The sequence below is a fragment of the Mucilaginibacter sp. P4_D1 genome, from assembly GCF_056401935.1.
Genome location: NZ_JBFUIJ010000001.1, coordinates 429783 through 452340 on the forward strand (window position 1 = coordinate 429783; position 22558 = coordinate 452340).

At 44.6% G+C, this 22558-nt stretch carries 17 protein-coding genes; 6 read left to right on the forward strand and 11 right to left on the reverse strand.

The genetic code is table 11. The features are described from left to right. Positions 1–120: 120 nt before the first annotated feature. The gene (locus AC1DV1_RS01765; RefSeq protein WP_477354303.1) at positions 121–4260 is read left to right on the forward strand and encodes a two-component regulator propeller domain-containing protein; all 4140 of its coding nucleotides are present in this window, start codon (positions 121–123) and stop codon (positions 4258–4260) included. A 5-nt stretch (positions 4261–4265) separates the two neighbouring features. Here AC1DV1_RS01765 and AC1DV1_RS01770 read toward each other — a convergent pair whose 3' ends face one another. The 5 genes from AC1DV1_RS01770 to AC1DV1_RS01790 form a co-directional block, all read right to left on the reverse strand. Continuing rightward, the gene (locus AC1DV1_RS01770) at positions 4266–4559 is read right to left on the reverse strand and encodes a hypothetical protein (RefSeq protein WP_477354306.1); all 294 of its coding nucleotides are present in this window, start codon (positions 4557–4559) and stop codon (positions 4266–4268) included. Positions 4560–5012: 453 nt separating this feature from the next. Further along, positions 5013–6083, reverse strand: coding sequence for a DNA polymerase beta superfamily protein (locus AC1DV1_RS01775; RefSeq protein ID WP_477354309.1), 1071 nt, complete (start codon positions 6081–6083; stop codon positions 5013–5015). Further along, a complete protein-coding gene (locus tag AC1DV1_RS01780; RefSeq protein WP_477354312.1) occupies positions 6080–6832 on the reverse strand; it encodes a nucleotidyltransferase domain-containing protein in 753 nt (250 codons plus the stop codon). Before AC1DV1_RS01780 ends, AC1DV1_RS01775 begins: the two co-directional genes overlap by 4 nt. 113 nt (positions 6833–6945) lie before the next feature. Beyond that, positions 6946–9507, reverse strand: coding sequence for a polynucleotide kinase-phosphatase (locus tag AC1DV1_RS01785; protein ID WP_477354315.1), 2562 nt, complete (start codon positions 9505–9507; stop codon positions 6946–6948). Between the two features lie 18 nt (positions 9508–9525). After that, positions 9526–10938, reverse strand: a complete 1413-nt coding sequence (locus AC1DV1_RS01790) for a 3' terminal RNA ribose 2'-O-methyltransferase Hen1 (RefSeq protein ID WP_477354318.1) — start codon at positions 10936–10938, stop codon at positions 9526–9528. 437 nt (positions 10939–11375) lie between these two features. On the opposite strand from AC1DV1_RS01790, the gene AC1DV1_RS01795 reads away from it, so the two are divergent. Next, positions 11376–12533: a glycoside hydrolase family 130 protein gene (locus AC1DV1_RS01795; RefSeq protein WP_477354321.1), complete on the forward strand. Its 1158-nt coding sequence runs from the start codon at positions 11376–11378 to the stop codon at positions 12531–12533. A 250-nt stretch (positions 12534–12783) separates the two neighbouring features. Here AC1DV1_RS01795 and AC1DV1_RS01800 read toward each other — a convergent pair whose 3' ends face one another. The 3 genes from AC1DV1_RS01800 to AC1DV1_RS01810 form a co-directional block, all read right to left on the reverse strand. Further along, positions 12784–12963, reverse strand: coding sequence for a hypothetical protein (locus AC1DV1_RS01800; RefSeq protein WP_477354324.1), 180 nt, complete (start codon positions 12961–12963; stop codon positions 12784–12786). 155 nt (positions 12964–13118) lie between these two features. Beyond that, complete coding sequence (locus AC1DV1_RS01805) at positions 13119–13616, reverse strand: hypothetical protein (protein WP_477354327.1); 498 nt, start codon at positions 13614–13616, stop codon at positions 13119–13121. Positions 13617–13696: 80 nt separating this feature from the next. Next, on the reverse strand, positions 13697–15151 hold the full coding sequence (locus tag AC1DV1_RS01810; RefSeq protein WP_477354330.1) for an RtcB family protein: 1455 nt from the start codon (positions 15149–15151) through the stop codon (positions 13697–13699). A 553-nt stretch (positions 15152–15704) separates the two neighbouring features. Between AC1DV1_RS01810 and AC1DV1_RS01815 the strand changes: the two genes are divergently transcribed. Together AC1DV1_RS01815 and AC1DV1_RS01820 are read left to right on the forward strand one after the other, a co-directional pair. After that, complete coding sequence (locus AC1DV1_RS01815; protein ID WP_477354333.1) at positions 15705–16748, forward strand: helix-turn-helix transcriptional regulator; 1044 nt, start codon at positions 15705–15707, stop codon at positions 16746–16748. 301 nt (positions 16749–17049) lie between these two features. After that, positions 17050–18990, forward strand: a complete 1941-nt coding sequence (locus tag AC1DV1_RS01820; RefSeq protein WP_477354336.1) for a M1 family metallopeptidase — start codon at positions 17050–17052, stop codon at positions 18988–18990. Between the two features lie 112 nt (positions 18991–19102). Here the strand turns inward: AC1DV1_RS01820 and AC1DV1_RS01825 are convergent, their stop codons facing one another. The 3 genes from AC1DV1_RS01825 to AC1DV1_RS01835 all read right to left on the reverse strand — a co-directional run bounded on the left by AC1DV1_RS01825 (position 19103) and on the right by AC1DV1_RS01835 (position 21277). After that, positions 19103–19486, reverse strand: a complete 384-nt coding sequence (locus tag AC1DV1_RS01825; RefSeq protein WP_477354339.1) for a TfoX/Sxy family protein — start codon at positions 19484–19486, stop codon at positions 19103–19105. A 160-nt stretch (positions 19487–19646) separates the two neighbouring features. Then, positions 19647–20876, reverse strand: a complete 1230-nt coding sequence (locus tag AC1DV1_RS01830) for an RNA polymerase sigma factor (protein ID WP_477354342.1) — start codon at positions 20874–20876, stop codon at positions 19647–19649. 47 nt (positions 20877–20923) lie between these two features. Then, positions 20924–21277, reverse strand: coding sequence for a YciI family protein (locus AC1DV1_RS01835; protein WP_477354345.1), 354 nt, complete (start codon positions 21275–21277; stop codon positions 20924–20926). Positions 21278–21458: 181 nt separating this feature from the next. On the opposite strand from AC1DV1_RS01835, the gene AC1DV1_RS01840 reads away from it, so the two are divergent. Continuing rightward, the gene (locus tag AC1DV1_RS01840; RefSeq protein WP_477354348.1) at positions 21459–21935 is read left to right on the forward strand and encodes an RNA polymerase sigma factor; all 477 of its coding nucleotides are present in this window, start codon (positions 21459–21461) and stop codon (positions 21933–21935) included. Beyond that, on the forward strand, positions 21919–22527 hold the full coding sequence (locus AC1DV1_RS01845) for a hypothetical protein (protein WP_477354351.1): 609 nt from the start codon (positions 21919–21921) through the stop codon (positions 22525–22527). Before AC1DV1_RS01840 ends, AC1DV1_RS01845 begins: the two co-directional genes overlap by 17 nt. Positions 22528–22558 lie beyond the last annotated feature (31 nt).

Sequence of the window (22558 nt, forward strand, 5' to 3'; positions counted from 1 at the left end):
AGCAAGTTAAATAAATGGTTTTATATTACACTATATGAAACTATTCGATTTAAATCCCGTATGAGTATACGCCAAACTAACTTAAAATGATGCTGCAATAAAAAGTATTAACACAACAAAATGAGTCGAATATTTCTTTTTATTTTCTGTTTGTACCAACTTTTTGCCGGAGTATCATATTCGCAAACACCCGCCCTTAAATTTAAACAGTTAAGCACAAACCAAGGCCTTTCCCAAAGTCATGTAGTAACCATTCTAAAAGATAGCCGTGGCTTTATGTGGTTTGGAACCGAAGATGGCCTTAATAAATACGATGGCTATAAATTTACCCATTATAAGCACGACCAGAATAACAAGACAACTATTATTGATAATTATGTACAATCGATAACGGAAGATAGTTCCCACAATTTATGGATTGGAACCGAAAGCGGGCTTGATAGATTTGATCGGGCTACCAATACGTTTATCCATTACTCCAATCAATCAAGTTTTGCAGTTATGTCTGTTTTTTTGGATAGCAAAAAAAGGATGTGGCTGGGCACCAGTAAAGGCTTATACCTGTTTAATGCTGCAAATGGTTCCTTTAAAAAATTCACACATGCAGATAAAAGAAACAATATAATTAACGATTTTATATACCAGGTTACCGAAGATAATAATGGCTGGCTATGGATAGGAACTGATGACGGGCTGTATCATTTTAATCCCCAAAACGGTAAGTTTATTGGTTATTTTCATGATGCGGCAAATAACAGCAGCATAGGAGCCAGTTGGATAAAAACAGTTTATAAAGATAGCAAAGGCAATATTTGGGTAGGTACACACGGCGGTGGGCTTGCGTTATATAACCCCGCCAGCAACTCGTTTATAAATTTTAAACACGATCCAAATAACAGCAATAGTATTTGCCATAACGACATCCTTTCGATACTCGAACACAACGGGAAGCTGTGGATAGGGACCGAAAATGGCGGCATAAGTGTGCTGGACTATCCGGCCAATAAGTTTGTTGGCTACAAGTTTGACGCAAATGACCCTTACAGCCTTAGCAGTAACTCTGTTTATTGTTTATATAAGGATGATACAGGAAATATATGGATAGGCACTTACTCGGGTGGGGTTAACTTTTTGCCGGCGTTTGGCAATAAATTTACCTCTTATAGCCAAAACGCCAATAATTCAAATAGCCTGAGCAACAATAATGTGCTGGCCATATCGGGTGATGGCAGTGATGAAAATATTTGGATTGGCACCGATGGGGGAGGCCTGAATTTATTTAACAGGAAGAAAAAAACCTTTGTGCACTACCTGCATAATGATAATAACTCCAACACTATAAGTGATAATTACCCGATGGCCATAGTGCCGATAGATAAAAACACTATCGGTATTGGCTACCACATCGGCGGGTTTGATTTGTTTGATAAGACAAAGGGTACTTTTATACATCACATGCCGCAGGCAAATAACCCGCATAGCCTGTCCCTTTCAGATATCAACAACGTGTATAAAGACTATGATGGTAACATATGGCTGGGCACCTGGAAAGGGGGGCTTAATTATTTTAACGTAAAAACCGGCCGCTTTACACAATACAGGAATAACCCGCAGGACAATAACAGTATAAGCAGCAATATTGTCCCCACTGTATACCAGGATAAGCAGGGCAATATGTGGATAGGTACCGATAACGGCCTGGATATGTTAAACCCCAAAACCGGGCGCTTTACGCATTACCGGCACAATGAGGAGGACAAACACAGTTTATCAAATAATACTGTCGAATCGGTTACCGAGACTGATGACGGCGATATATGGGTAGGTACCAACGGCGGCGGCCTTAACCTGCTGAACAAGCGCCGCCAAACATTTACCATATACACCGAAAGGGAGGGCTTGCCTAATAACGTGATCTATACGATTTTGAAAGATCGTAAAGGCAACTTTTGGTTGAGCACCAACAAGGGTATTTCACGGTTTAACCCCAAAACTAAAGTCATCAGGAACTATGGTATTTCTGACGGATTGCAGGGCGATGAATTTAAAGGGCACTCCTGTTTTCAAACTGCCGATGGGGAAATGTTTTTTGGAGGCGTAAACGGATTTAGCACCTTTTACCCGGATAGTTTGAAAGATAATGACTTTATTCCTCCGGTTTATGTTACCGGGCTGCAGGTTTTTAACAAACAGGTAAGCACCGCCGATAAAAATTCGCTGCTCCAAAAAGATATCAGCGAAACAAGCTCGATAAACCTTTCCTATAAACACTCGGTACTTACCTTTGAGTTTGCGGCCCTGAATTATATCATCCCCGAAAAAAACCAATATGCTTATAAGCTGGAAAACTTTGATAAAGACTGGAACTATGTTGGCAATAAGCGAACTGCCACCTATACCAATCTTGATCCGGGTACATATACATTCAGGGTTAAGGCATCAAATAACGATGGTAAATGGAACAACAAAGGCACGGCTATCACTATTTATATTGCACCCCCTTTTTGGCTCACCTGGTGGTTTAAGCTAATTGTAGCTTTAACTTTTATGATAAGCGGCCCGGCATTTTATGTTATCCGTACGCGTGCCATATTAAATCAAAAGGCCGAGCTTGAGCGCCAGGTAAAAGAACGTACCGAACAACTGGCACGGGCAATAGAGGTGGAGAAAAAATTAGCACTTGAAGCCGAGGAAGCCAACCGGGCCAAAAGTATATTTTTAGCTACCATGAGCCACGAGATTCGTACACCCATGAATGGGGTAATAGGGATGGCCTCTTTACTTGCCGAAACACCGTTGAATGAAGAACAGTTAACCTTTACCGAATCTATACAAACCTGTGGCGAAGACCTGCTGGCAGTTATTAACGACATTTTAGATTTTTCTAAAATAGAATCGGGCAATATGGAACTGGAGGAAAAGGATTTTAGCCTGCGCACCTGTATTGAAGAAGTTTTTGATGTTTTTGCTTTAAAAGCAGCCCACTTAAAGCTCGATTTGGTTTACCAGATTGACTATGATGTACCGGCGCAAATTATTGGCGATGGTTTAAGGCTTCGCCAGATCCTGATCAACTTAATAAGTAACGCTATCAAGTTTACAAAAAAAGGTGAAATTTATGTAGCTGTACATTTGCTCAGTACGTCAGAGGATAATCACATCGAATTAAGCTTCGAGATAAAAGATACCGGCATTGGTATTTCTGCCGACAAGCTGCACCGGTTATTTAAAGCGTTTTCGCAGGTCGATTCATCAACCACCCGCCAGTATGGTGGTACCGGCCTTGGCTTGGTTATAAGCGAGCAGCTGGTGAAGCTAATGGGCGGTAAAATTAGCGTGGAGAGTGAAATTGATAAAGGGAGTACTTTCAGGTTTAATATTCATACGCAAAGGAGTTTGCTGCAAGATGCCGTGCAAATAAACCATAGTATGAATGGTTTTGAAAAAAGCGGAATTTTGATTGTTGATGATAACGATACCAATTGCCGGATTTTAAAAGGCCAGATGGAGCAATGGCAGTTAAGCCCGGTGGTAGCCAATTCGGGCGAGCAGGCCCTTGATATTTTATCGCAGCAGCACGATTTTAAACTGGTTATTACCGATATGCAAATGCCGTTTATGGATGGGATAGAGCTTGCCAATTTAATACGGGCTAAATATCCCGATTTGCCGATAATGCTTTTAAGTTCGATAAGCTATATTTTCCATAAAGATAATCCCGGTCTTTTTTGTGCGATATTGACCAAACCTGCCAAACAAAATAATTTATACAAGCATATTATAAAAGAGCTTGCCAGGCATGTAAACGGGCCCGGAAACGAGCCGGTGCCAACTGATGCCGTTAAACATAAACTGCCTGATAATTTCTCGGAAAGGTACCCATTGCATATTTTGGTTGCCGAAGACAACCAGATGAACCAGAAATTAATTATGAAGGTTTTGAGTAAACTGGGGTATGAAGCCGAATTGGCCGCCGATGGATTGGAAGCCCTGGAGCTGGTTAATAAGAAAATATTCGACGTTATTTTGATGGATGTGCAAATGCCCAAAATGGATGGCCTGGAAGCCACGCGAATAATAAAAAAACGTTTCCCCGAACGTCCTTTTATTATTGCGATGACAGCAAACGCACTGCAAACCGACCTGCAAATTTGTATGGATGCAGGTATGGACGATTATATAAGCAAGCCATTTAAACTGGATGACCTGGTGAACAAGCTGGAAAAATGGGCGTTGAAAGGTAGTGTGCGCATTAGTTAGGCAGGTTAATCGCCTTCCGTTAAAAATCCCTCATCAACGGTTTTAAACTTTAGTATAGTTTCAGACAGGATTTTTCTCTTGTTCGAAGCCGATTCTTTCATGCTTTCAGTCATAAAAGAAACAAGCAGTTCAACATGGTTCCTGTAAATTCTGCCTTTGCCGTAAGGATCTATATACATGCCTGTTTTTTTCCTGAGGTGCGAAAAAACAAATTCAATTTCATCAAAATCATCCTGGCTGATTTCAAATAACACCTTTTTTTTATTTGCATCCAACAAGTCGTAAAAATCTATAGCCATATTTTTGAATTCGGTAAAATAATGATTTGATCTCGTTCTATAACGCTTTGTATGGGTTGTTCGATTTCAATTAGTTTATAAATAACCCTTCCTAAGGGCCATCGGCCCGACACATCTTGTAGCCACGGGTTTCAACCCGTGGACTATTGGCCAAAGCACAACAAGAGTGCCATCGGCACGGCACATATTCGGGTGTAAATCCAGATATTTTCAATTTGTCCAAACGATATATATACGTGTTGCCCATATGGATCGAACCTACGGCTCGCCATCTTTTTCTCCGTTTTTTTCCACGGGTTTTAACCCGTGGCTACAAGATTGGCCGACGCTACGCCTCTAAGTCGTGTTGAACAAGCACCGATGTGTCAACAAAAAATATCTTTAGAAACTGATCTGTAGCCACATAGACGTTGCCCATACAAAGCGTTATAGAACCGTACTTTTTTATTAAACTCAGCCTGTATAAAAAGCTTCCCTTATCTGCACCAAAAGCAATCCGGCATTACCCACATCAGGCCTTTCGGGCAGGGCTGATGTTTCATAGGCCGCTTTTACGCTTTCCATTTTTTCTTCCACCATTTTCATCAGCTCGTCAAACTCAAAATCGCCGTTGCGGATTTTGAGTAAAAAATCACGGTCGTGGCGTTTTACTATTAACTCTTGATGTACAGCTATTTCTTCGGCCATATTGAGCAACCGGAAGGTGTGCATCATATTTTTGGCATCGTAGCTTTTGCCGTGTGCCAACGTGCTTTGGTAGCGTAAATCGTTCCGTTTATCTTCCCACTCCTGGTACTCCTTATATTCCCGGCAGTAAATGGAATAGCTGTCTTTATTAAAATTCATCACTGCCAGGTTTTCAATCCCCTTGGGTACCTGGCTTAGCTGTACATCATCAGCCCCGGCGCCAGAGATAAGCCCTTTTAACCGGCCTTCTGTCAGCTGGTTTTGATGGTATAACAAATATACATTCCTGAAATGGTCCAGGTTAATAAGGCCGCATTGCTCCTGGGTGTAGCTATTTTCCCTGAGCCATTCCTTTAGCGGGATACTGCCGTTGTTGTGTATCACATAGCAAAAATCCAATACCGATTTACGGTTGCTATCCATCGGCCGGTTTATTTTTTTGTTGAGGCCCTGCGCCTTTTTTATTTGTGTTTGCGCATAACCGGCAAAGGTATCCATACACAGTTTTGATAAAAAATCGACAGGTTTAACTAAATCCATCAGCGGATGGCGGTACAATACATGTTCGGCCGGGGTGTTTAGCAGCTCCAGGATATTGGGATTATTTTTAACCAGCAGATCAAGAAACCGGCCTACCTCAAAATAAACCTCATCATTGGTGGCATTGGCTATCTGCTCCTGCCGTTCAAACCCGTATAGTTGTTTTTGCGGCATCATGAAGATGCCCTTCTTGTCCACGTCCGACCCGGCCACGTTGAGGTTATACGCGGTACTGCCGCTTACACAATCCAGCAGGATAAGTTCTTTGCGTAGTTTTAATTCCTTGTAGTCCATCATTGTATATGCCTCCTGAACAACTCATTTAATGGCTGCGCCGGTTGCTGTTCTGATGTAAATTGTTGTAGTTGCTCTTTGCATCTATTCAGTGTATCAGCCAGCCATTCGTTTAACAGATCAACCGGCTTTATCATCGCCTTTTCATCGGCCATTTGTTTTTGTGCCAATAACCCGTTTATTGCATCCTGTATTTTATTCTCGGTTAGCAATACCCGCAGCTTATCAAATTCCATGGGCGGTACGGTTTGTTTCTCCACTATCCACCGGCAGGCAAGCGCCGGGCGCAATGCGTAAAAATATCGCTTAAGTTTTATCTCTTTGCCCTGCAAATCATCCCGAAGGGTGTTGTGCGCCATAGATAAATAGTGGTTTCCGGCAGATCTTAAGGAAAAATAGCCTGGCATCAAACTGCGCAGTTCATCAACAAAAGCATCATCCTGCCGGTATACTATCGGCGATTGCAGCCACTCGTACAAAGGCGCATTTGATTTCATGAACAGCTTTAACGTTTTCTTTAAATCCCAGCCGCCTATGTCCAATACCTCGTTAACCGGCAGGCCAACCACATCGGGCATTTCAACAATGCTCAAATAATCGTTGGCAGGGCGGGAGTAGATAAACCGTACATCAAAATCACTATCGGGCGAGGCAAAGCCCCATGCCCGGCTGCCCGATTCGCAGGCGTACAGGATTTTTATATTTTCCGACTGCTCCAGTTCGAGCAGTTTTTGGAGGATGGTTTGTTTCATGTTAAAATATTTTTCAAATGTAGAGACGCATAATTGCGTCTCCCGCAGGACAGTCTCAATTGCAAATCTTACACTTAAACGCGGGAGACGCAATTGTGCGTCTCTACAAAAAATTACAACCTTGGGTCAACCGGCTCGCTTTCCATGGCCAGTACACCAAACACGCACTGGTGCACACGCCTTAACGGCTCCTTATCGGTAAAACGCTGCAGTCCTTCAACGCCGAGTAAAAACTCGCGCAGGGCCAGGCCCCGTTTGGCGTTTAGCCCACGTGATTTTAGCCGTTCCATATTTTCGGGCGCGGTATATTCCGGGCCGTAAATAATGCGCAGGTATTCCCTGCCCCGTATTTTGATAGCTGGCTGTATCAGTCCCTTTTTATCTTTTTCGATAAAATGATAGGGCTTAACTACCATGCCCTCGCCGCCTTTAGCTGTTAAAGCTAACCACCATTCTGTTGCCCCGTTTATGCTGGCAGCATCATTCAGGTTTACAACCTTGTAAGGCGTTGCCAGTAATATGGCCGGGTCATGCGTGCAGATTTTCGCAATCTGCTCCATATGCCACTCATGGTTTTCGTCCGTCCATAACTTGCCTTCGGATGCCATGATGTGGAAGGGCGCCAGCTTGTAATCGTCCAAACTGTTTACCGGCCAGCAATAGCGTTGGTAGGCGGCAGTGAATTGTTCTGCCTCCTGTTGCCTTTCACCGTATTCGGCCAAAAGAGTTTCGCCATTGGCATCTCTGGCGGCCAGTTGCTTTAAAGCGTCGGTCACTTCGGCTAAAGCATGCGTGGCGGCGGTACCCACAGCAGCATACTGCGTTTGCAATAAAGCCTGCGCTTTGGCGCTCCAGGGCATTAGTTCGGTATCCAGACAAACCCAATCGGTATCAAAACGCTCGTAAAATTCCGAATTTATCAACGCCTCATTCAGCCTGCTCAATAAAGCCTGTTCGGTATTTTTATCATTAAAAAAGGCCCGGCCTGTACGGGTATAAATAGTACCAATACCCTCATTGCTGATGCCAAAGGCTTTGCTGATAGCAGCCTCGTTTTTACCCACAATAACCACTGCCCTTGACCCCATATGTTTTTCCTGGCAAACTACCTGGCCAATTTCTGCAGCCTGGTAATAATCAAAAGCCTCGGTCGGGAACTCCAGGTAGTCATCCAAAATGCTGGTTTTGCTTGGGCTCATGGTTGGCGGCAAATAAATGAGCCATTTTGGGTTGATAGCAAAGCGGCTCATCACTTCCAAAGCTGCAATGGCATTCTCTTCCCTGATGGTGATATTGTTGCCCAGCCGTGTTTCTACAATTTGTTTCCCCATAAAATCGGCAATATCCAGCACCTGGTCGTTTTCCTGTTGCAGGGTTAAGCTTTCTGTCGAGGGCTTAACATAGTTTAAAGGCTTTGCCGGTTCGCAGTAAACCTCCTTGGCCTTTACAGCAACCAGTTCCCGTTCGGGATAACGCAACGCTGTAAGCGAACCGCCAAATACGCAGCCGGTATCAATATCGATGGTGTTGTTTAACCATTGCGCCAGCGGTACAGGTGTATGCCCGTAAACCACCATGGCCTTGCCGGTGTATTCGGCAGCCCAGTTAAGCCTTACGGGTAAACCAAATTCATCTATCTCGCCCGTTGTATCGCCATATAAACAAAACTCGCGTACTGCGCCAGATCCCCGGCCCTGCATGCTTTCTTTTAATCCCGCATGGGCAACCACCAGTTTGCCATCGTCAAATACGTAATGGCTTATCAAGTCATCAATGAATTTGCTAACCTTATTCTTAAACTCAGGTGTTTCCGTGCTCAACTGCTCAATTGATTTTTCTAAGCCGTGTTTAGCCTGTACATTTTTACCATTAAGCCAGCGCATCAGTTTAACATCGTGGTTGCCGGGTACGCAGTAAGCCGTGCCGGCTGCTGTCATCGCCATTACCAATTTTAACACTTCGGGCGTTTTTGGGCCTCGGTCAACCAGGTCGCCTGCAAATACGGCTTTTCTGCCTTCGGGATGCACCCAGGTTTCTGTATTGTTTACATAACCTAATTTGCCCAACAGCATTACCAGTTCGTCATAGCATCCATGTATATCACCTATAATATCCAGCGGACCGTTTTCGTGCTTTTTGTTATTATACAATGGGTCGCGGACGATGCCGGTTATGGCATCCACCTCCTCTGGCGACCGTAATTCGATGATATTGCGAAAACCTTCATACTTCAGCTTTTTAAAACTGCGCTTTAACTGCGAGATATGCTGCGGGATAACATGAGCGCCAAAATTACGGTCGGGCCGCAGAGCGTTCCTGGTGGCGCAAACTTTTTCGGGCATGTTCAGGATGATGGCCACCGGCAGGCAATGGTACTCTTTGGCCAGTTTCACCCAGTCGCGGCGTGCTTCTTCCTGTACGTTGGTAGCGTCTATCACCGTAAGCATGCCGTTTTTTAAACGCAGGCCGGTAATGTACCTTGCCAGCGCAAAAGCATCTGCCGATGCAGCCTGGTTATTTTCGTCATCGCTCACCATGCCGCGGCAGGTATCTGACGATATGATTTCCGTTGGTTTAAAATGCTTCCGGGCAAAGCTCGATTTCCCCGAGCCGGTTGCACCTATCAGCACTACTAAAGCCAATTCGGGTATTTTTATATTTTTATCTCTTGACATTGTTTCTTTCTTTTTGGGTTATAACCCACTTTCCTCTTGCTTAAATACCGCCATCTGGCTTAATGCACCTACCTCGGGATCAACCTCGCCAACGGGTTTAAATGATACGGTGTAGCCAAACTGTGCGGCCACCCGGTTTGCCCATGCTTCAAATTCGGGCCTTGTCCATTCAAAGCGATGATCGTTATGGCGCATTTTACCTGCTTCATGATTGGCAAAGCGTACGTTATATTCGGCGTTGGGCGTGGTTATTACTACCATTTCTGGTTTGGCATATCCAAACACCGATATTTCCAGCGCGGTTAAACGCTGCTCGTCCAGGTGTTCAATTACTTCTACCAGGGCAGCACCGTCAAAGCCTTGCAGGCGTTTATCGCGGTAGGTTAATGAGCCCTGGATCAGCTGCACCCTTTGCAGCTGTCTTTCGGTCATCCGGTCCAGCTTCAGCCTTTCTTTGGCAATTTCCAGCGAGCGGTAGCTTACATCCATCCCCAAAACAAACTCAAATTGCTTTTCGGCTAATAACAGCTTTATGAGGCGGCCCTCGCCACAACCCAAATCAACCACTCGTTTGGCGCCTATAGATAGTAATTCATGTTTAGCAGCCAGTAAGCGCAGGTCATGAATGCGCAACTGCGGCTCTTCCGCATCATTTATTCCGGGGGTTTCAATTTCAGCAGCATCGGGGTCAGCCTGATCTTTACTCAGTAACACATCCAGTGTTTGGTTTGCCAGTGAACGCTGGCCTTTCATGTACCGGCGAACGATGAGTTCCCTTGCGGGATGTGTTTCCAGCCAGCCCTTGCCTTTGGCCAGCAACTTTTCTATTTCTTCCTGGTTTACCCAATAGTGCTTATCATTATCACATACCGGGATTAACACATACAGCTGCGATAACAATTGCTGTAGCGTTACCTGGTTGTTTAACTCCACTGTAAAATAACGGCTATTGCCCCAATCAGGGTACGTTGTATCCAGTGGATGCTGTACCGCATTAATGGTATATCCCAAAGGTTCAAAAAGCGCTTTCAATAGTACTTCGCCTCCCTTAACAGGCAATACGGCCAGCTTTGCGGTAAAGGGCATGGCTATATCAACCAGTTCGGGCTTGTCTTTACAACGGCCGTTAAGGGCCGATGAATAAGCCTTGGCAATGGCTGCGCTCATGAACGAACTGGCTACATAAGGCCTGTCGTTCACGTATTGCTCCAGTGCAAAATCGTTACCTTTTGGGCCTGCGCTGCGTACCAGCCCTACAGGATCTATATCAAGCAGCAAAGCGGCAGTACATTTTTGCGCGCTTACCTCCGGATAAAATATATGGGCCTTGCCCGAAGAAATATCGACAGACTGGATCTTCGCCGGATGCTTGTGCAGCAAAAAGCTCAGATCATCGGCCGGGAAATGGGTGGTGGATATAGTGAGTAACATAAATTGATAGCTGCGCTTAATGTATAATTATTTATTGATGTTTTGTAACAGGATACAAAGTAAGGAGGAGAGTGCGCAGTCTTTTTGCGTAGTGGGGGAGGGAAAGTTGTGAAATGTGATTTTATTAGTGGCTGTGAATGGTGCATTTAGTATGGCGGCGGCGACTCACCCCGACGAGGCTACGCCCGTCTGCCCCTCTCTCCGACTGCGTCGCATAGAGGGGCAATAAAACAAAAATGATGTTCACCCTCTTTGCGGCGTAAGCCGGAGAGAGGGTCGGCCAGCATAGCGTAGCCGGGGTGAGTATTAGCCGGCGTTCAAAGCCAATGCTTCAATAAAACCATACACATCAAGATTACCCATTAGCTATCCCCTCAAACATTTAATTTTTATTCCCCGCAATACCCCGTACTATTGTAAACCAATATAATCCGTTTATGAAACCAATTTTTAAAATAGCCAGGGCTTTTGTGTTGTTGCTGTTAAGCCAGGCATGTTTTGGGCAGACTACAACCAATGTGCTGCCCGACTGGGCTTTTGGCGGTTTTGCACGCCCGGCAAAGTTGAACCCTATTATTTCGCCCGATACCAGCCTCACGTTTATTGACCCGATGAGCAAAAAGCCCGTAGCCTGGGAGGCTAACGATACTTTTAACCCGGGCGCGGCAGTTAAAAATGGCAAGGTGGTGGTTTTATACCGTGCCGAAGATAAGTTTGGTATTGGCATTGGTTTCCGCACATCGCGGCTGGGCTATGCCGAAAGCAGCGACGGTTTGCATTTTGCCAGGCGAAAAGCCCCGGTGCTTTACCCGGCCAACGATGCGGCCAAACCCTATGAATGGCCCGGTGGCTGTGAAGACCCGCGAGTGGCCGTTACCGCAGGTGGCACTTACGTTGTGTTTTATACCGAATGGAACCGTAAACTGCCCCGCCTGGGTGTGGCTACTTCAACCGACCTTATCCACTGGAAAAAGCACGGGCCTATTTTTGAAAAGGCTTATCATGGCCAATTTTTTAACATCGCCAGTAAATCGGCATCGATACTCACCAAAGTAGTGAATGGCAAACAGGTGATCATTAAAATAAACGGGAAATACTGGCTGTATTGGGGCGAGCAGCATGTATATGCAGCAACATCAACCAATTTGGTTGACTGGGCACCTGTGGTAGATAAAAACATGGAATTGAAACAACTAATATCGCCACGCCCAGGCTATTTTGACAGCGACCTTACCGAGTGCGGCCCGCCCGCGTTGATGACCGATAAGGGCATCATCTTATTTTATAACGGCAAAAACAAACCTGCCGAAGGCCGGGATACCAGGTTTAACCCAAACTCGTACTGCGCGGGGCAGGCCTTGTTTGATAGTAAAGACCCGGCGAAGAACATCACCCGGCTTGATCTGCCTTTTTTGCGGCCGATGGAACCCTTCGAAAAAAGCGGGCAGTATGTTAACGGAACGGTGTTTATTGAGGGGATGGCTTACTTTAAAAAGAAATGGTACCTGTACTATGGCTGCGCCGATTCGAGGGTAGGGGTGGCGGTTTATGATCCGGCCAGTCCGGCTAAGCCCGATCCGGTTGGAGGGAATTAGGGCTAAGTCTTAAGCCTTAAGTTCTAAGTCAATTTATTCTTGTTGATGTAGAATTTGAAGGTTTCGATGAAAGGCAGCCCGCTTAATAGTATTAAAGTGTATAATCAAAAGTTAAGTCAATTCTTTTCTGACTTAGAGCTTAAGGCTAAAAATTTAAGGGCGCATACTTTTTAAGCACTAAGTGTGCACCCTTAAACACACAGGCCAAGGGGTGGCCTGCCTGCGCAAAGAGGTCGTTATAAAATTCTCTCTAAAACGATAACGGTCCGTGGCTGCTGCCGAACGGAAACTTATTAACCCGCCCATGCGAATGGTCGCAACGCGTATGATCGCGATACATTTTGGGGTTAAAACTTTGGCAGGGTACTGATTCAGATTTTGTAGCCTCCGCCTTCTCGGGCTGATTAACTACAGTGACATTTTTCTTCATGACGACTTCTCCTGTATGTTTGGTTTATTTGAAATTGGTAGTATGAAGTTAAGCACAAAATAGCTCATTTACAATAGGGTTAGGAAGAAAAAAATAGTATTAAATAATATGGCTTTCCGGCTTACAAAAGTCAATCTACAATAAACGGGCTGGACTCACTTAACAGGATTTTGTAACAGCCATTGAACAAAGTAATCGTGAATGACAGAATCGATATTTGTACTATCTGCACCAACCCAATACCACTGCATTTCACCATCCGCCAAGTCTTCTTTAGCCGAACATAAAGAATCAAAATCATAAAGATAGCTCTCATAGCCCAGTTCGATATAAATTTTGCGCAGAATACGTAACGCCTTTAACGTGGCGATGCTTTCACTTAAGGCCAAGCCTATTAGATAATGTGCATAGTTCTTAATGATTTGGTTTTTATCATTGTAACCTAAACCTAATTCCATTAGAGCCTTTGTCGCTAATGCCTGCAATTCAAACTGATTATCGTTAAGACTCGCGCCCGCGAGTTCCACTACGTATTCCGCATCAAACCCCGCTGTCAACATGTCGACAGCCCAGTTGATAAATGTTTTGTCAACACTTCTGTTAAGTACTTTGTAAGCCAATATTTCGGCAGTTGATGGGATAGGTTTCATCATAAATAAAATTAGCGCTGGCCCGTAAAACGAACCAACGCAGGTTTAGGAATTAATTTGTTAATAAATGTACAGGATATGCATCAATCCTCGGGTTTCTCCCTTGCATCGGCCATCCTTACAATCCTTGGCTCAAATTTGGCCAGCACCTCAACCAGGTCGCTTTGGGCGGCCATTACAGTGTGGATATCCTTGTAGGCCATCGGGGCTTCGTCCATATCGCTCCCCATCAGGGTGATGCGTTTATCAATTAGGTTGGCGGCAATGGCTGCTTTATCAAGTGTTTTAAAAGCCGCGCTCCGGCTCATTAACCGGCCCGCGCCGTGCGATGCCGAGTTGATGCTGGCCGCATCGCCTTTACCACGTACCACAAAACCGGGCGTACTCATAGATCCGGGGATGATACCCAACACACCTTCGCCTGCCGGCGTTGCCCCTTTACGGTGAACCATTACGTCGGTACCATCGGCCAGCTTTTCTTTCCAGGCAAAATTATGGTGGTTTTCAATCATCATAACGGGTTGCTGGTTAAGCGCACGGGCTATTTTGTTATGTATCTCGTGGTGGTTGGCGCTGGCATACTCGCCGGCCAGGTTCATGGCAATCCAGTATTCCTGTCCCTCATCCTTATCCAAATCCAGCCAGGCCAGGTGTTTGGCTTCGGCAGGCAGCCTGGCTTTGTCCATGGCTATTTTAGAATAATGATTGGCCACGCTACCCCCAAAGCCCCGCGAACCGGAGTGCGACAACAAAGCCAGGTAATTACCGGCTGGTATCCCGTCCAAAACACCATCGGCAATGCTTAGCTCGCCCCACTCCACAAAATGGTTACCTGTTCCGCTGGTACCCAACTGCGCGTAAGCCTTGTTTTTTAACGAACGGATCACCCTGGTTTCACCCCAGGTATTGCTATCAAACAATGAGCTGTCAAAATGCGATTTTGTAGTACATCCCATGCCAAAAAAGGTATGGTCGCCCAGCATGGTTTTTAATTTATCCGTTTCGGTATCTATCATTTGGGCAGGTAAATCAAAAATGCTCAGGCACATCCGGCAGGCAATATCCACGCCCACCGCGAAAGGTATAATGGTATTGGCTGTTGTAGCCAGCACACCGCCAATAGGCAGGCCATAGCCTTGATGGGCATCGGGCATTAAAGCGCCTGCAACAGCAACCGGCAACTGCACAGCCGAACGCATTTGGGCCATTGCGCCTGCATGAATATGCTCTGCTCCCCAAACCGGAAAATCGGTAACTGTCTCTTTTAGCTTAAACTCGTCCTGTAGCTGTTTTAAAAAACGGCCCTGTTTACGCAAAGCGATAACATTTTCGGCAAGGTTTTTAAATTTGCCATCGTTGTTAAACAAGTAAGGTGTAGGGTCGTTAATTAAAGCTTCCAGGTTGACCAGTATATCGGTTTTGCTCATTACCTCGTTTTTCAATAAGCCCGATGCCACGCGGCCAAAGCTTACCAATATATCCACGTCATTAATACCCAGGTCTTTTAAGTTGTTGTTGCTGATCTTTTCTTTTTCCATGATCATTATTATCTTTTTGATGATACAAAATAAAACAGCCACTGCGCAGTCTTTTTGCGTAGTAAAAAAATAATTGATTTAATGACGGATTTTATTGACTAACCATTTTCAATTATTTTATCGGCATCGTTTAATTTACCGCAACCACAAGGACGGCGCGGCGGCTAGCCTGTCAGTTTTAGTGCAAAAGATATCCGATTTTTGGAGTTGTACTTTTTGAATTTTTGTGTAAAAAATCCCTTTTTTCTATTGTGTAAATAAATGCACCATTTGTATCAATAAATAGTGCATTTGTTGCTGAAAAGTGTAAAGTAATTACCTCTTTGTAACTATTTATACATGAATAAAGCGCGGTTTTAAAATGTAAAAAGAAGCATGTAACTTTGTACAGTTTGCTCACAAAGAAAAGCGAGTTTTGTGTTGTTTTGCAAGCATTTGATTTGTGGAATTCGCCTTAATTTGTGTGAATTAGTGAATGTCCATTTTGCCCACCCACACCATACTTTGCTTTAATAATTTATAAATTCGAAGATTCGAATTCCGAAATCAAAACATGCCTGTAAACCGCAATGCCCTTATCCGCTACCGCACCATTGACAATTGCCTGCAAAACCGCTATAAAAAATGGACGCTTGATGATTTAATTGATGCCTGCTCAGATGCCTTATACGAATTTGAAGGCATTGATAAAGGCGTGAGCCGCCGATCGGTACAGGCAGATATAGAGATGATGCGCAGCAATAAGCTGGGCTATGAGGCTCCCATTATAGTGGTTGATAAAAAATACTACACCTATGCCGATAAAAACTACAGCATTACCAACAGCCCTATCAACCAGCAGGATTTAAAAGTGTTGGGCGAGGTATCAAGCCTGCTAAAACAATTTAAAGGCTTTAACCACTTTACCGATCTGAACGAGATGGTGAGCAAGCTGGAGGATAAAATCTATTCTCAAAAAACGCACAGCGCGCCGGTTATCGATTTTGAAAAAAACGACAACCTGAAGGGGCTGGAGTATATCGAGGTTATCCGCAAGGCCATCGTAGCTAAAAAAACCATGTGCATTACTTACCAATCATTCAAAGCGCGCGAGGCTAACACCTTTTGCTTTAGCGGGTACCTGCTAAAGGAATACCGCAACCGTTGGTTTGTATTGGGCATGCCGCATAAAAGAAACGCCCAAATGCTAAACCTGGCGCTCGACAGGATTCAAACCATAGAAGGGCATGCCGATGAGTACCGCGAAAATAAATCGATAGATTTTGGCACCTATTATAATGATGTTATCGGCGTAACCAAATCGCCGGGGCAGCGCGATACGCAGGTGGTGTTCTGGATTGATGATGCCAACGCGCCTTACGTGATTACCAAGCCCCTGCACCATACCCAAAAAGTAGTAAGCGAAGAAAATGGAGGCAAAGTTTTTACCATCCGCGTGATCATGAATTTTGAACTGGAGCGCGAACTGCTGGGCTTCGGGCCAAAAATAAAAGTGTTGGGCCCCAGGATTTTGGTAAAACAGATGAAAATGTTATTGCAAAAATCATTGAACAGGTATGATACACCATCGGCTATTGATGAAGGCACCGAAGGCTAAGTTTATTTTAACCCCGTTCACTTTTTTTATATCACGCAAACGTTTGACAGGGCGTTGTTTAGCATCTGTTTGGTTGGCTTCCTGCCGGGAAGTTAACCCGATTGCTTTAACAGGATAGCTTATTTTTGAGACAAGGGGTTCATTACCTTCAAAATCGATATCAAAACAGGTCGCCAACGCCAATTAGTCAAACGTTTGCGTTGTGCCCGGCAATGTAAAAGCCAACCTTAATCAATAATTTCAGGGATTGATAATTATGGCGGCCAAAACTGTCCGCGCTTTCCAAATCAAAGTATTAAGCATGATAAAAAAACATACCTACCTGTGGCTGTTAGCCGCGTTGTTGATGCCGGTTTCTGTAATGGCGCAAAGCAAATCAAACTATGATCCGTTGCAGGTTTTTGACTATAGTTTTTTTAAACACAATGGCAACGATATCCGTAATGCCAATGGTGCGCCCGGCCCCAAATACTGGCAAAACCGGGCCGATTATCTAATTCATGCCGCGCTGGTAGAAAAAGATACCGCTATAACCGGCGATGTAACCATCAGCTATACCAACAACAGTACCGATAGCCTGAATTATTTGTGGCTGCAACTGGATCAGAATTTGTTTAAATCCGATTCGCGTGGCGTGGCAACCACGCCGGTTAAGGGCGACAGGTTTGATTCAAACGGTTTTAAAGGCGGATACCAGGTTACGGCAACAACAGTAGTATACAACGGTAAAAGCTATACCATTACCCCATCTATTACTGACACCCGGATGCAGTTGCGCTTGCCTTTTGTAGTAAAGCCTCATGGCGATAAAATCAGCATCAAAGTAAATTACACTTTTGCGATACCCGAGCATGGTGCCGACCGCATGGGTCGGCTGGCTACCAAAAATGGTATTATCTTCCAGCTGGCGCAATGGTTTCCGCGCATGTGTGTTTACGATGATGTAATGGGTTGGAACACTTTGCCCTACATGGGTACCGGCGAATTTTACTGTGAGTATGGCAATGTTGATTATTACATTACCACCCCTGCCGATATGATTGTGGCCGCATCCGGCGATCTGCAAAACCCGCGCGAAGTATTGACCGCTACCCAGGTAAGCCGCCTGGCCAATGCCGCCAAAAGCGACAGCACCGTTAGCATTATTAAACAGCAGGAAGTACTTACTACCCGCATCCGTCCAAAACAAACGGGTACTTTAACCTGGCATTATAAAATGCAAAATACCAGGGATGTTGCCTGGTCGGCATCAAGGGCGTTTATGTGGGATGCAGCAAGAGTAAATTATCCATCGGGCAAAAAGGGGCTGGTCATGGCCGTTTACCCGGTAGAGAGTGTGGCACCCAACAAATACAACCGGGCTGTGCAGTATTTAAAACACAGCATGGAGTTTTATTCAGAAACCTATTTTGAATATCCATGGCACTCGGCAACCGTAGTGGCCGGTGTGGCTTTGGGCATGGAATACCCGGGCATTGTGTTTTGCAGCTATAGTATTAAGGACGATGACCTGTTCCGGGATATTACGCACGAGATGGGGCACAACTGGTTCCCGATGATTGTGGGCAGTAACGAGCGCCGCTTTGCCTGGATGGATGAAGGCTTTGATACATTTATAAATGGTTACGCATGGTCGCATTTTAACAATGGCGAGTATGCCGATAAAAGTAACCCGGCGGTTGGTATTACCCCGCAAATGCTGAAAGCTAAAGATGCCCTGATGGTAGCACCCGAGGTGAATAACGAAGGAGGGATGTATTATTACAAAACTGCCTTCGCCCTTAATTTATTACGCAATACTGTTTTGGGTGCCGATAGGTTTGATTACGCTTTCAAAACATATATAAAACGCTGGGCTTACAAACACCCCCAACCCGACGATTTTTTCCGTACCATGAACGATGCCGCAGGCGAAGATCTTACCTGGTTTTGGAAAGAGTGGTTTTACACCACCTGGAATATCGACCAGGCTGTTACCGATATTAAGTATGATAAAAACGGCGCGGCATCGGGCGCCATCATCACCATAGAAAACCTGCGCGAAATGGTAATGCCTGTTACCGTAAAAATTGTGGAGCAAAACGGTAAAACGCAAATTGTAAAATTACCGGTGGAGGTATGGCAGCGTGGTCCTAAATGGAGCTTTAAGTGTAATACAACTTCTAAAATTGCCAGGGTAATCGTCGATCCTGATAATTTACTACCGGATGTCGACAGGAGCAATAATACGTTGAGGGATTAAGAGTTACGTCTCATTGGGCCATATGTGTCCTCACAAGTCGCTCTTCATCATACTTCTCGTAAACCATATGACATGTCGGGAAGATGACTGTGGGGACACAGTCATCGGGAAGCTATGGATTACCTTTTGCCTTTAATCTTTCGCCTTTAACCTTCTCTCCCCGTTTTTTAGATGCCTTAGCTACCTTATTAAACTCCAAAGCCAATGCCATCCAATGGCTAAATTTTTTGTTGGCGTTAATGTCGTTGCCATCAACCCAAACATAGTCCTTCATTACACGGCTGCCGTTTATCATCTGGCGGCAATCGCCTTTTTCTAATTCCACGGCTGCCTGGTCTTGGCCAATGCGGAAAAGCAGGCCGGTATCGCGCACGCAAACACACATTTTATCATCAACCATAAAGCACAAACCCTGGAACATTTTTATCTCGTCAATTTTGGGCTGTTCGCTTAATGCTTCGCGTACGCGGTTGGTCAATTGTTCGTCGTAGGCCATGTGGTGTTAAGTTAATAGTACTAAGTATTGAGTTAACAGTCAGATTTATCCTTTTTTATTGAGAGCTTAAGACTTTCGGTTAAAGACTATCCGTAATTGCATGATAAACAAAGTTGTAGATATTATTATACATGTAGGGATAAAATTAACGAAAATCAGGTCACTTTAATTGTTCTAAATCTTTTTTGATGCGGCTTTTCTCGCTTGCTGTTTTGGCCAGGTTTAGCGCGGTTTTCAAATGGGCTATGGCCAATGTGTTATCTGCATCTTTATACAAATGACCCAATAACACATGGTACAGGTGATTATCGTTCAGCTTTAATTTTTCGGCTTCAACAATGGCATCCCGCTTACCACGGGCTTTATACAAGGCATAGGTACGGTTAAGGGCGGCCACCGGCGAATAAGCAATTTGCAGCAGGCGGTTGTATAATTGCAGAATGCTTTCCCATTTATCTATGGTATCCTCCTTTACGGTATGCCAATAGGCAATGGCCGCTTCCAGGTGGTATTTGTTTACCTGGTTACCTTTGGAGGCCAGTTCCAGGTAGTGTTTTCCTTTGTGTATCAGTTCATCAACCCAAAGGCTGGTATCCTGGTCGTCATACCGTACCATTTCGCCATGTTCGTCGGTACGCGCATCAAAACGTGAGGAGTGGAAACACATCAGTGCCATTAGGGCATAAGTTTCGGGCAGGTTGGTCAACTCATTTTCGATGAGCAGGTAGGTAAGGCGCATAGCCTCTAAACAAAGGTCTTTACGTAAAGTGGTGTCCTGGCTGGTTGAGTAATAACCTTCGTTAAACAGTAAATATAGCGTAGTTAAAACAGCCTGCAGCCTTTTGCTAATTTGCGAGGTTGCCGGGAACTCAATCTTCACTTTTTCTTCCCGCAGTTTTTCCTTCGCCCTGAACAGGCGTTTATTGATGGTGGCTTTGTTGGATAAAAAAGCGTCGGCAATTTCATCAATCCCAAACCCGCAAAGAATTCTTAACGCCAGGCTCACCTGTGCTTCGGCAGGCAACACTGGCTGGCATATGGCAAACATCAGCTGTAGCTGGCTGTCGTTAATGTGTTTGTCCGAAAGGTCTATTTCAAATTCAGCATAATCCGTCTGTGCTGACTGCAGGATGGGGGTAACCTTTTGATCGAAGATTTTATTGCGCTTTAAATAGTCTTTGGCCCTGTTGCGGGCTACGGCGTAAAGCCAGGCTACGGGGTTTTCGGGCAGGCCCTTAAGCCCCCAGGTTTCGGCGGCACTTAAAAAAGTCTCGCTGGCAATATCTTCGGCAATTTCGGGATGCTCAAAACCAAAGTGCTTGTACAGTACAGATACTATTTTGCGGTACTCGGTACGGAATAAATGCGGCAGCAGTTCGGTTTTGTTCATGGCGGTATAAAGCCACCTCCCCGGTACAGGGAGGTAGCAGCATAAAATTACATATTCATGGGCACAACCTGGCGTACCTCAACATTGCCGCCAACCAGCAAAATGGGGCAGCCTTTTGAAATTTCGGTAGCCTCTTCCAACGTATCGCACTTGATCATGGAATAGCCGCCTATTAATTCTTTTATTTCAACGTAAGGGCCGTTGGTAACTATCCCATCGGGCCTTACCACCGATCCTGTGCCGTTATACAGGCGGTTGCCATTGCTAACCAGTTTGTTTTGCGCGGCAATACCGCCCAGCCAGTCCATCCATAATTTCATGGTTTCCTGCATCTGCTCTGGCGACCGCGACTCAGTTGCGGTTTCTTCAACTTGTCTGAAGATCAATAAGAATTCGTTCATGATGATTTAAATTTTGGTGATTAAAGCTATAGGACGATCAGGTTTTATGGAATAGGACAGCAAGCTAAAAATAATTTATATATTTCAATTACCGGTTCAAGATACGCCAAATTTGCAATCGGAAAATAAATGTAGCATTTTAAAAAATCCGGTATCTAAACAATCGAAACAAAACAAGGGCATGTCGTTTGAAGAAATTTACGATACATATTACGGCAAGATCTTCCGCGTATGCATGGGCTACATGAACGATCATGGCCGTGCCCGCGATGTTACGCAGGATACATTTATTACCGTTTGGCAAAAGCTGGATCAGTTCCGGAACGAATCGGCCATAGGTACCTGGATTTTCCGGATAGCATCAAACCATTGCCTGCGCCAGTTGGAGAAACAAAACCGAATGCCACCAGGCGAGATGCCGGCCGAACTGGAAGATAAACCGCCACCTGATACGGAAGGCCAGGTGCAACTGCTGTATAGATGTATAGCTGAACTGCCCGAGATTGACCGCATCATCATTTCGTTGGAACTGGAGGATGTAAAGCAAGCCGAAATAGCCGCTATTACTGGTCTTTCCGAAACCAACATCAGGGTAAAGGTTTATAGGATTAAAGAAAAACTATCTCAAAAATTTAAAAAGTATGAGCAGCAATATTGATTTAAAAGCGCTTTGGCAGCAACAGCCAGCCGGCGACAAACCCGATATTAAAGCGGTAATAAAAAAAGCGATGGGCATAAAAAATAAAACAAGGAATAAACTGATATGGACCAACCTGGTATTGCTCGCAACAGTAGTTTTGATAATATACGTTGGGGTGAATTTAGATACCCGTGTGCTTACTACTACCATTGGTGTTGTGCTCATTGTATTTGCCATAGTTGCTTTTATGATCGTCAGCAATGGCCTGTATATGGGCCTCTTTAAAAGCCACCCCGAAACGGATACCTTTACTTACCTGGCCGAATTAATGTCGATACAAAAAAAACAGCAGTTCATTCAAACCAGGGTATTAAAATTATATTTCCTGTTTTTGGGACTGGGCTTGTTTTTATATATGATAGAGTTTGAAAGAAAAATGAGTTTTTTTTGGGCGATAGTATCCTGTGTATGTTCATTGGGGTGGTTAGCCTTTGCCTACTTTTATATAACACCCCGTGAGTTTAAAAGACAGCAGGCCGACATGAATGCTACCATAGCAAAATTACAGGCTATAAATAAGCAATTGCACGAATCTGAAGGAGCGCAGTAAACAGATCGCCTTAAATCTATTACCACTCTTT

What these genes read in the sequence shown, in the direction of transcription:
- AC1DV1_RS01780 (WP_477354312.1), bottom strand. Translation starts at nt 6,832, where the DNA reads ATGAAACAAACCATCCTCCAAAAACTGCTCGAACTGGAGCAGTCGGAA.
- AC1DV1_RS01800 (WP_477354324.1), bottom strand. Translation starts at nt 12,963, where the DNA reads ATGAAGAAAAATGTCACTGTAGTTAATCAGCCCGAGAAGGCGGAGGCT.
- AC1DV1_RS01845 (WP_477354351.1), top strand. Translation starts at nt 21,919, where the DNA reads ATGAGCAGCAATATTGATTTAAAAGCGCTTTGGCAGCAACAGCCAGCC.
- AC1DV1_RS01790 (WP_477354318.1), bottom strand. Translation starts at nt 10,938, where the DNA reads ATGTTACTCACTATATCCACCACCCATTTCCCGGCCGATGATCTGAGC.
- AC1DV1_RS01835 (WP_477354345.1), bottom strand. Translation starts at nt 21,277, where the DNA reads ATGAACGAATTCTTATTGATCTTCAGACAAGTTGAAGAAACCGCAACT.
- AC1DV1_RS01770 (WP_477354306.1), bottom strand. Translation starts at nt 4,559, where the DNA reads ATGGCTATAGATTTTTACGACTTGTTGGATGCAAATAAAAAAAAGGTG.
- AC1DV1_RS01805 (WP_477354327.1), bottom strand. Translation starts at nt 13,616, where the DNA reads ATGATGAAACCTATCCCATCAACTGCCGAAATATTGGCTTACAAAGTA.
- AC1DV1_RS01830 (WP_477354342.1), bottom strand. Translation starts at nt 20,876, where the DNA reads ATGAACAAAACCGAACTGCTGCCGCATTTATTCCGTACCGAGTACCGC.
- AC1DV1_RS01810 (WP_477354330.1), bottom strand. Translation starts at nt 15,151, where the DNA reads ATGGAAAAAGAAAAGATCAGCAACAACAACTTAAAAGACCTGGGTATT.
- AC1DV1_RS01840 (WP_477354348.1), top strand. Translation starts at nt 21,459, where the DNA reads ATGTCGTTTGAAGAAATTTACGATACATATTACGGCAAGATCTTCCGC.
- AC1DV1_RS01815 (WP_477354333.1), top strand. Translation starts at nt 15,705, where the DNA reads ATGCCTGTAAACCGCAATGCCCTTATCCGCTACCGCACCATTGACAAT.
- AC1DV1_RS01785 (WP_477354315.1), bottom strand. Translation starts at nt 9,507, where the DNA reads ATGTCAAGAGATAAAAATATAAAAATACCCGAATTGGCTTTAGTAGTG.
- AC1DV1_RS01795 (WP_477354321.1), top strand. Translation starts at nt 11,376, where the DNA reads ATGAAACCAATTTTTAAAATAGCCAGGGCTTTTGTGTTGTTGCTGTTA.
- AC1DV1_RS01820 (WP_477354336.1), top strand. Translation starts at nt 17,050, where the DNA reads ATGATAAAAAAACATACCTACCTGTGGCTGTTAGCCGCGTTGTTGATG.
- AC1DV1_RS01825 (WP_477354339.1), bottom strand. Translation starts at nt 19,486, where the DNA reads ATGGCCTACGACGAACAATTGACCAACCGCGTACGCGAAGCATTAAGC.
- AC1DV1_RS01765 (WP_477354303.1), top strand. Translation starts at nt 121, where the DNA reads ATGAGTCGAATATTTCTTTTTATTTTCTGTTTGTACCAACTTTTTGCC.
- AC1DV1_RS01775 (WP_477354309.1), bottom strand. Translation starts at nt 6,083, where the DNA reads ATGATGGACTACAAGGAATTAAAACTACGCAAAGAACTTATCCTGCTG.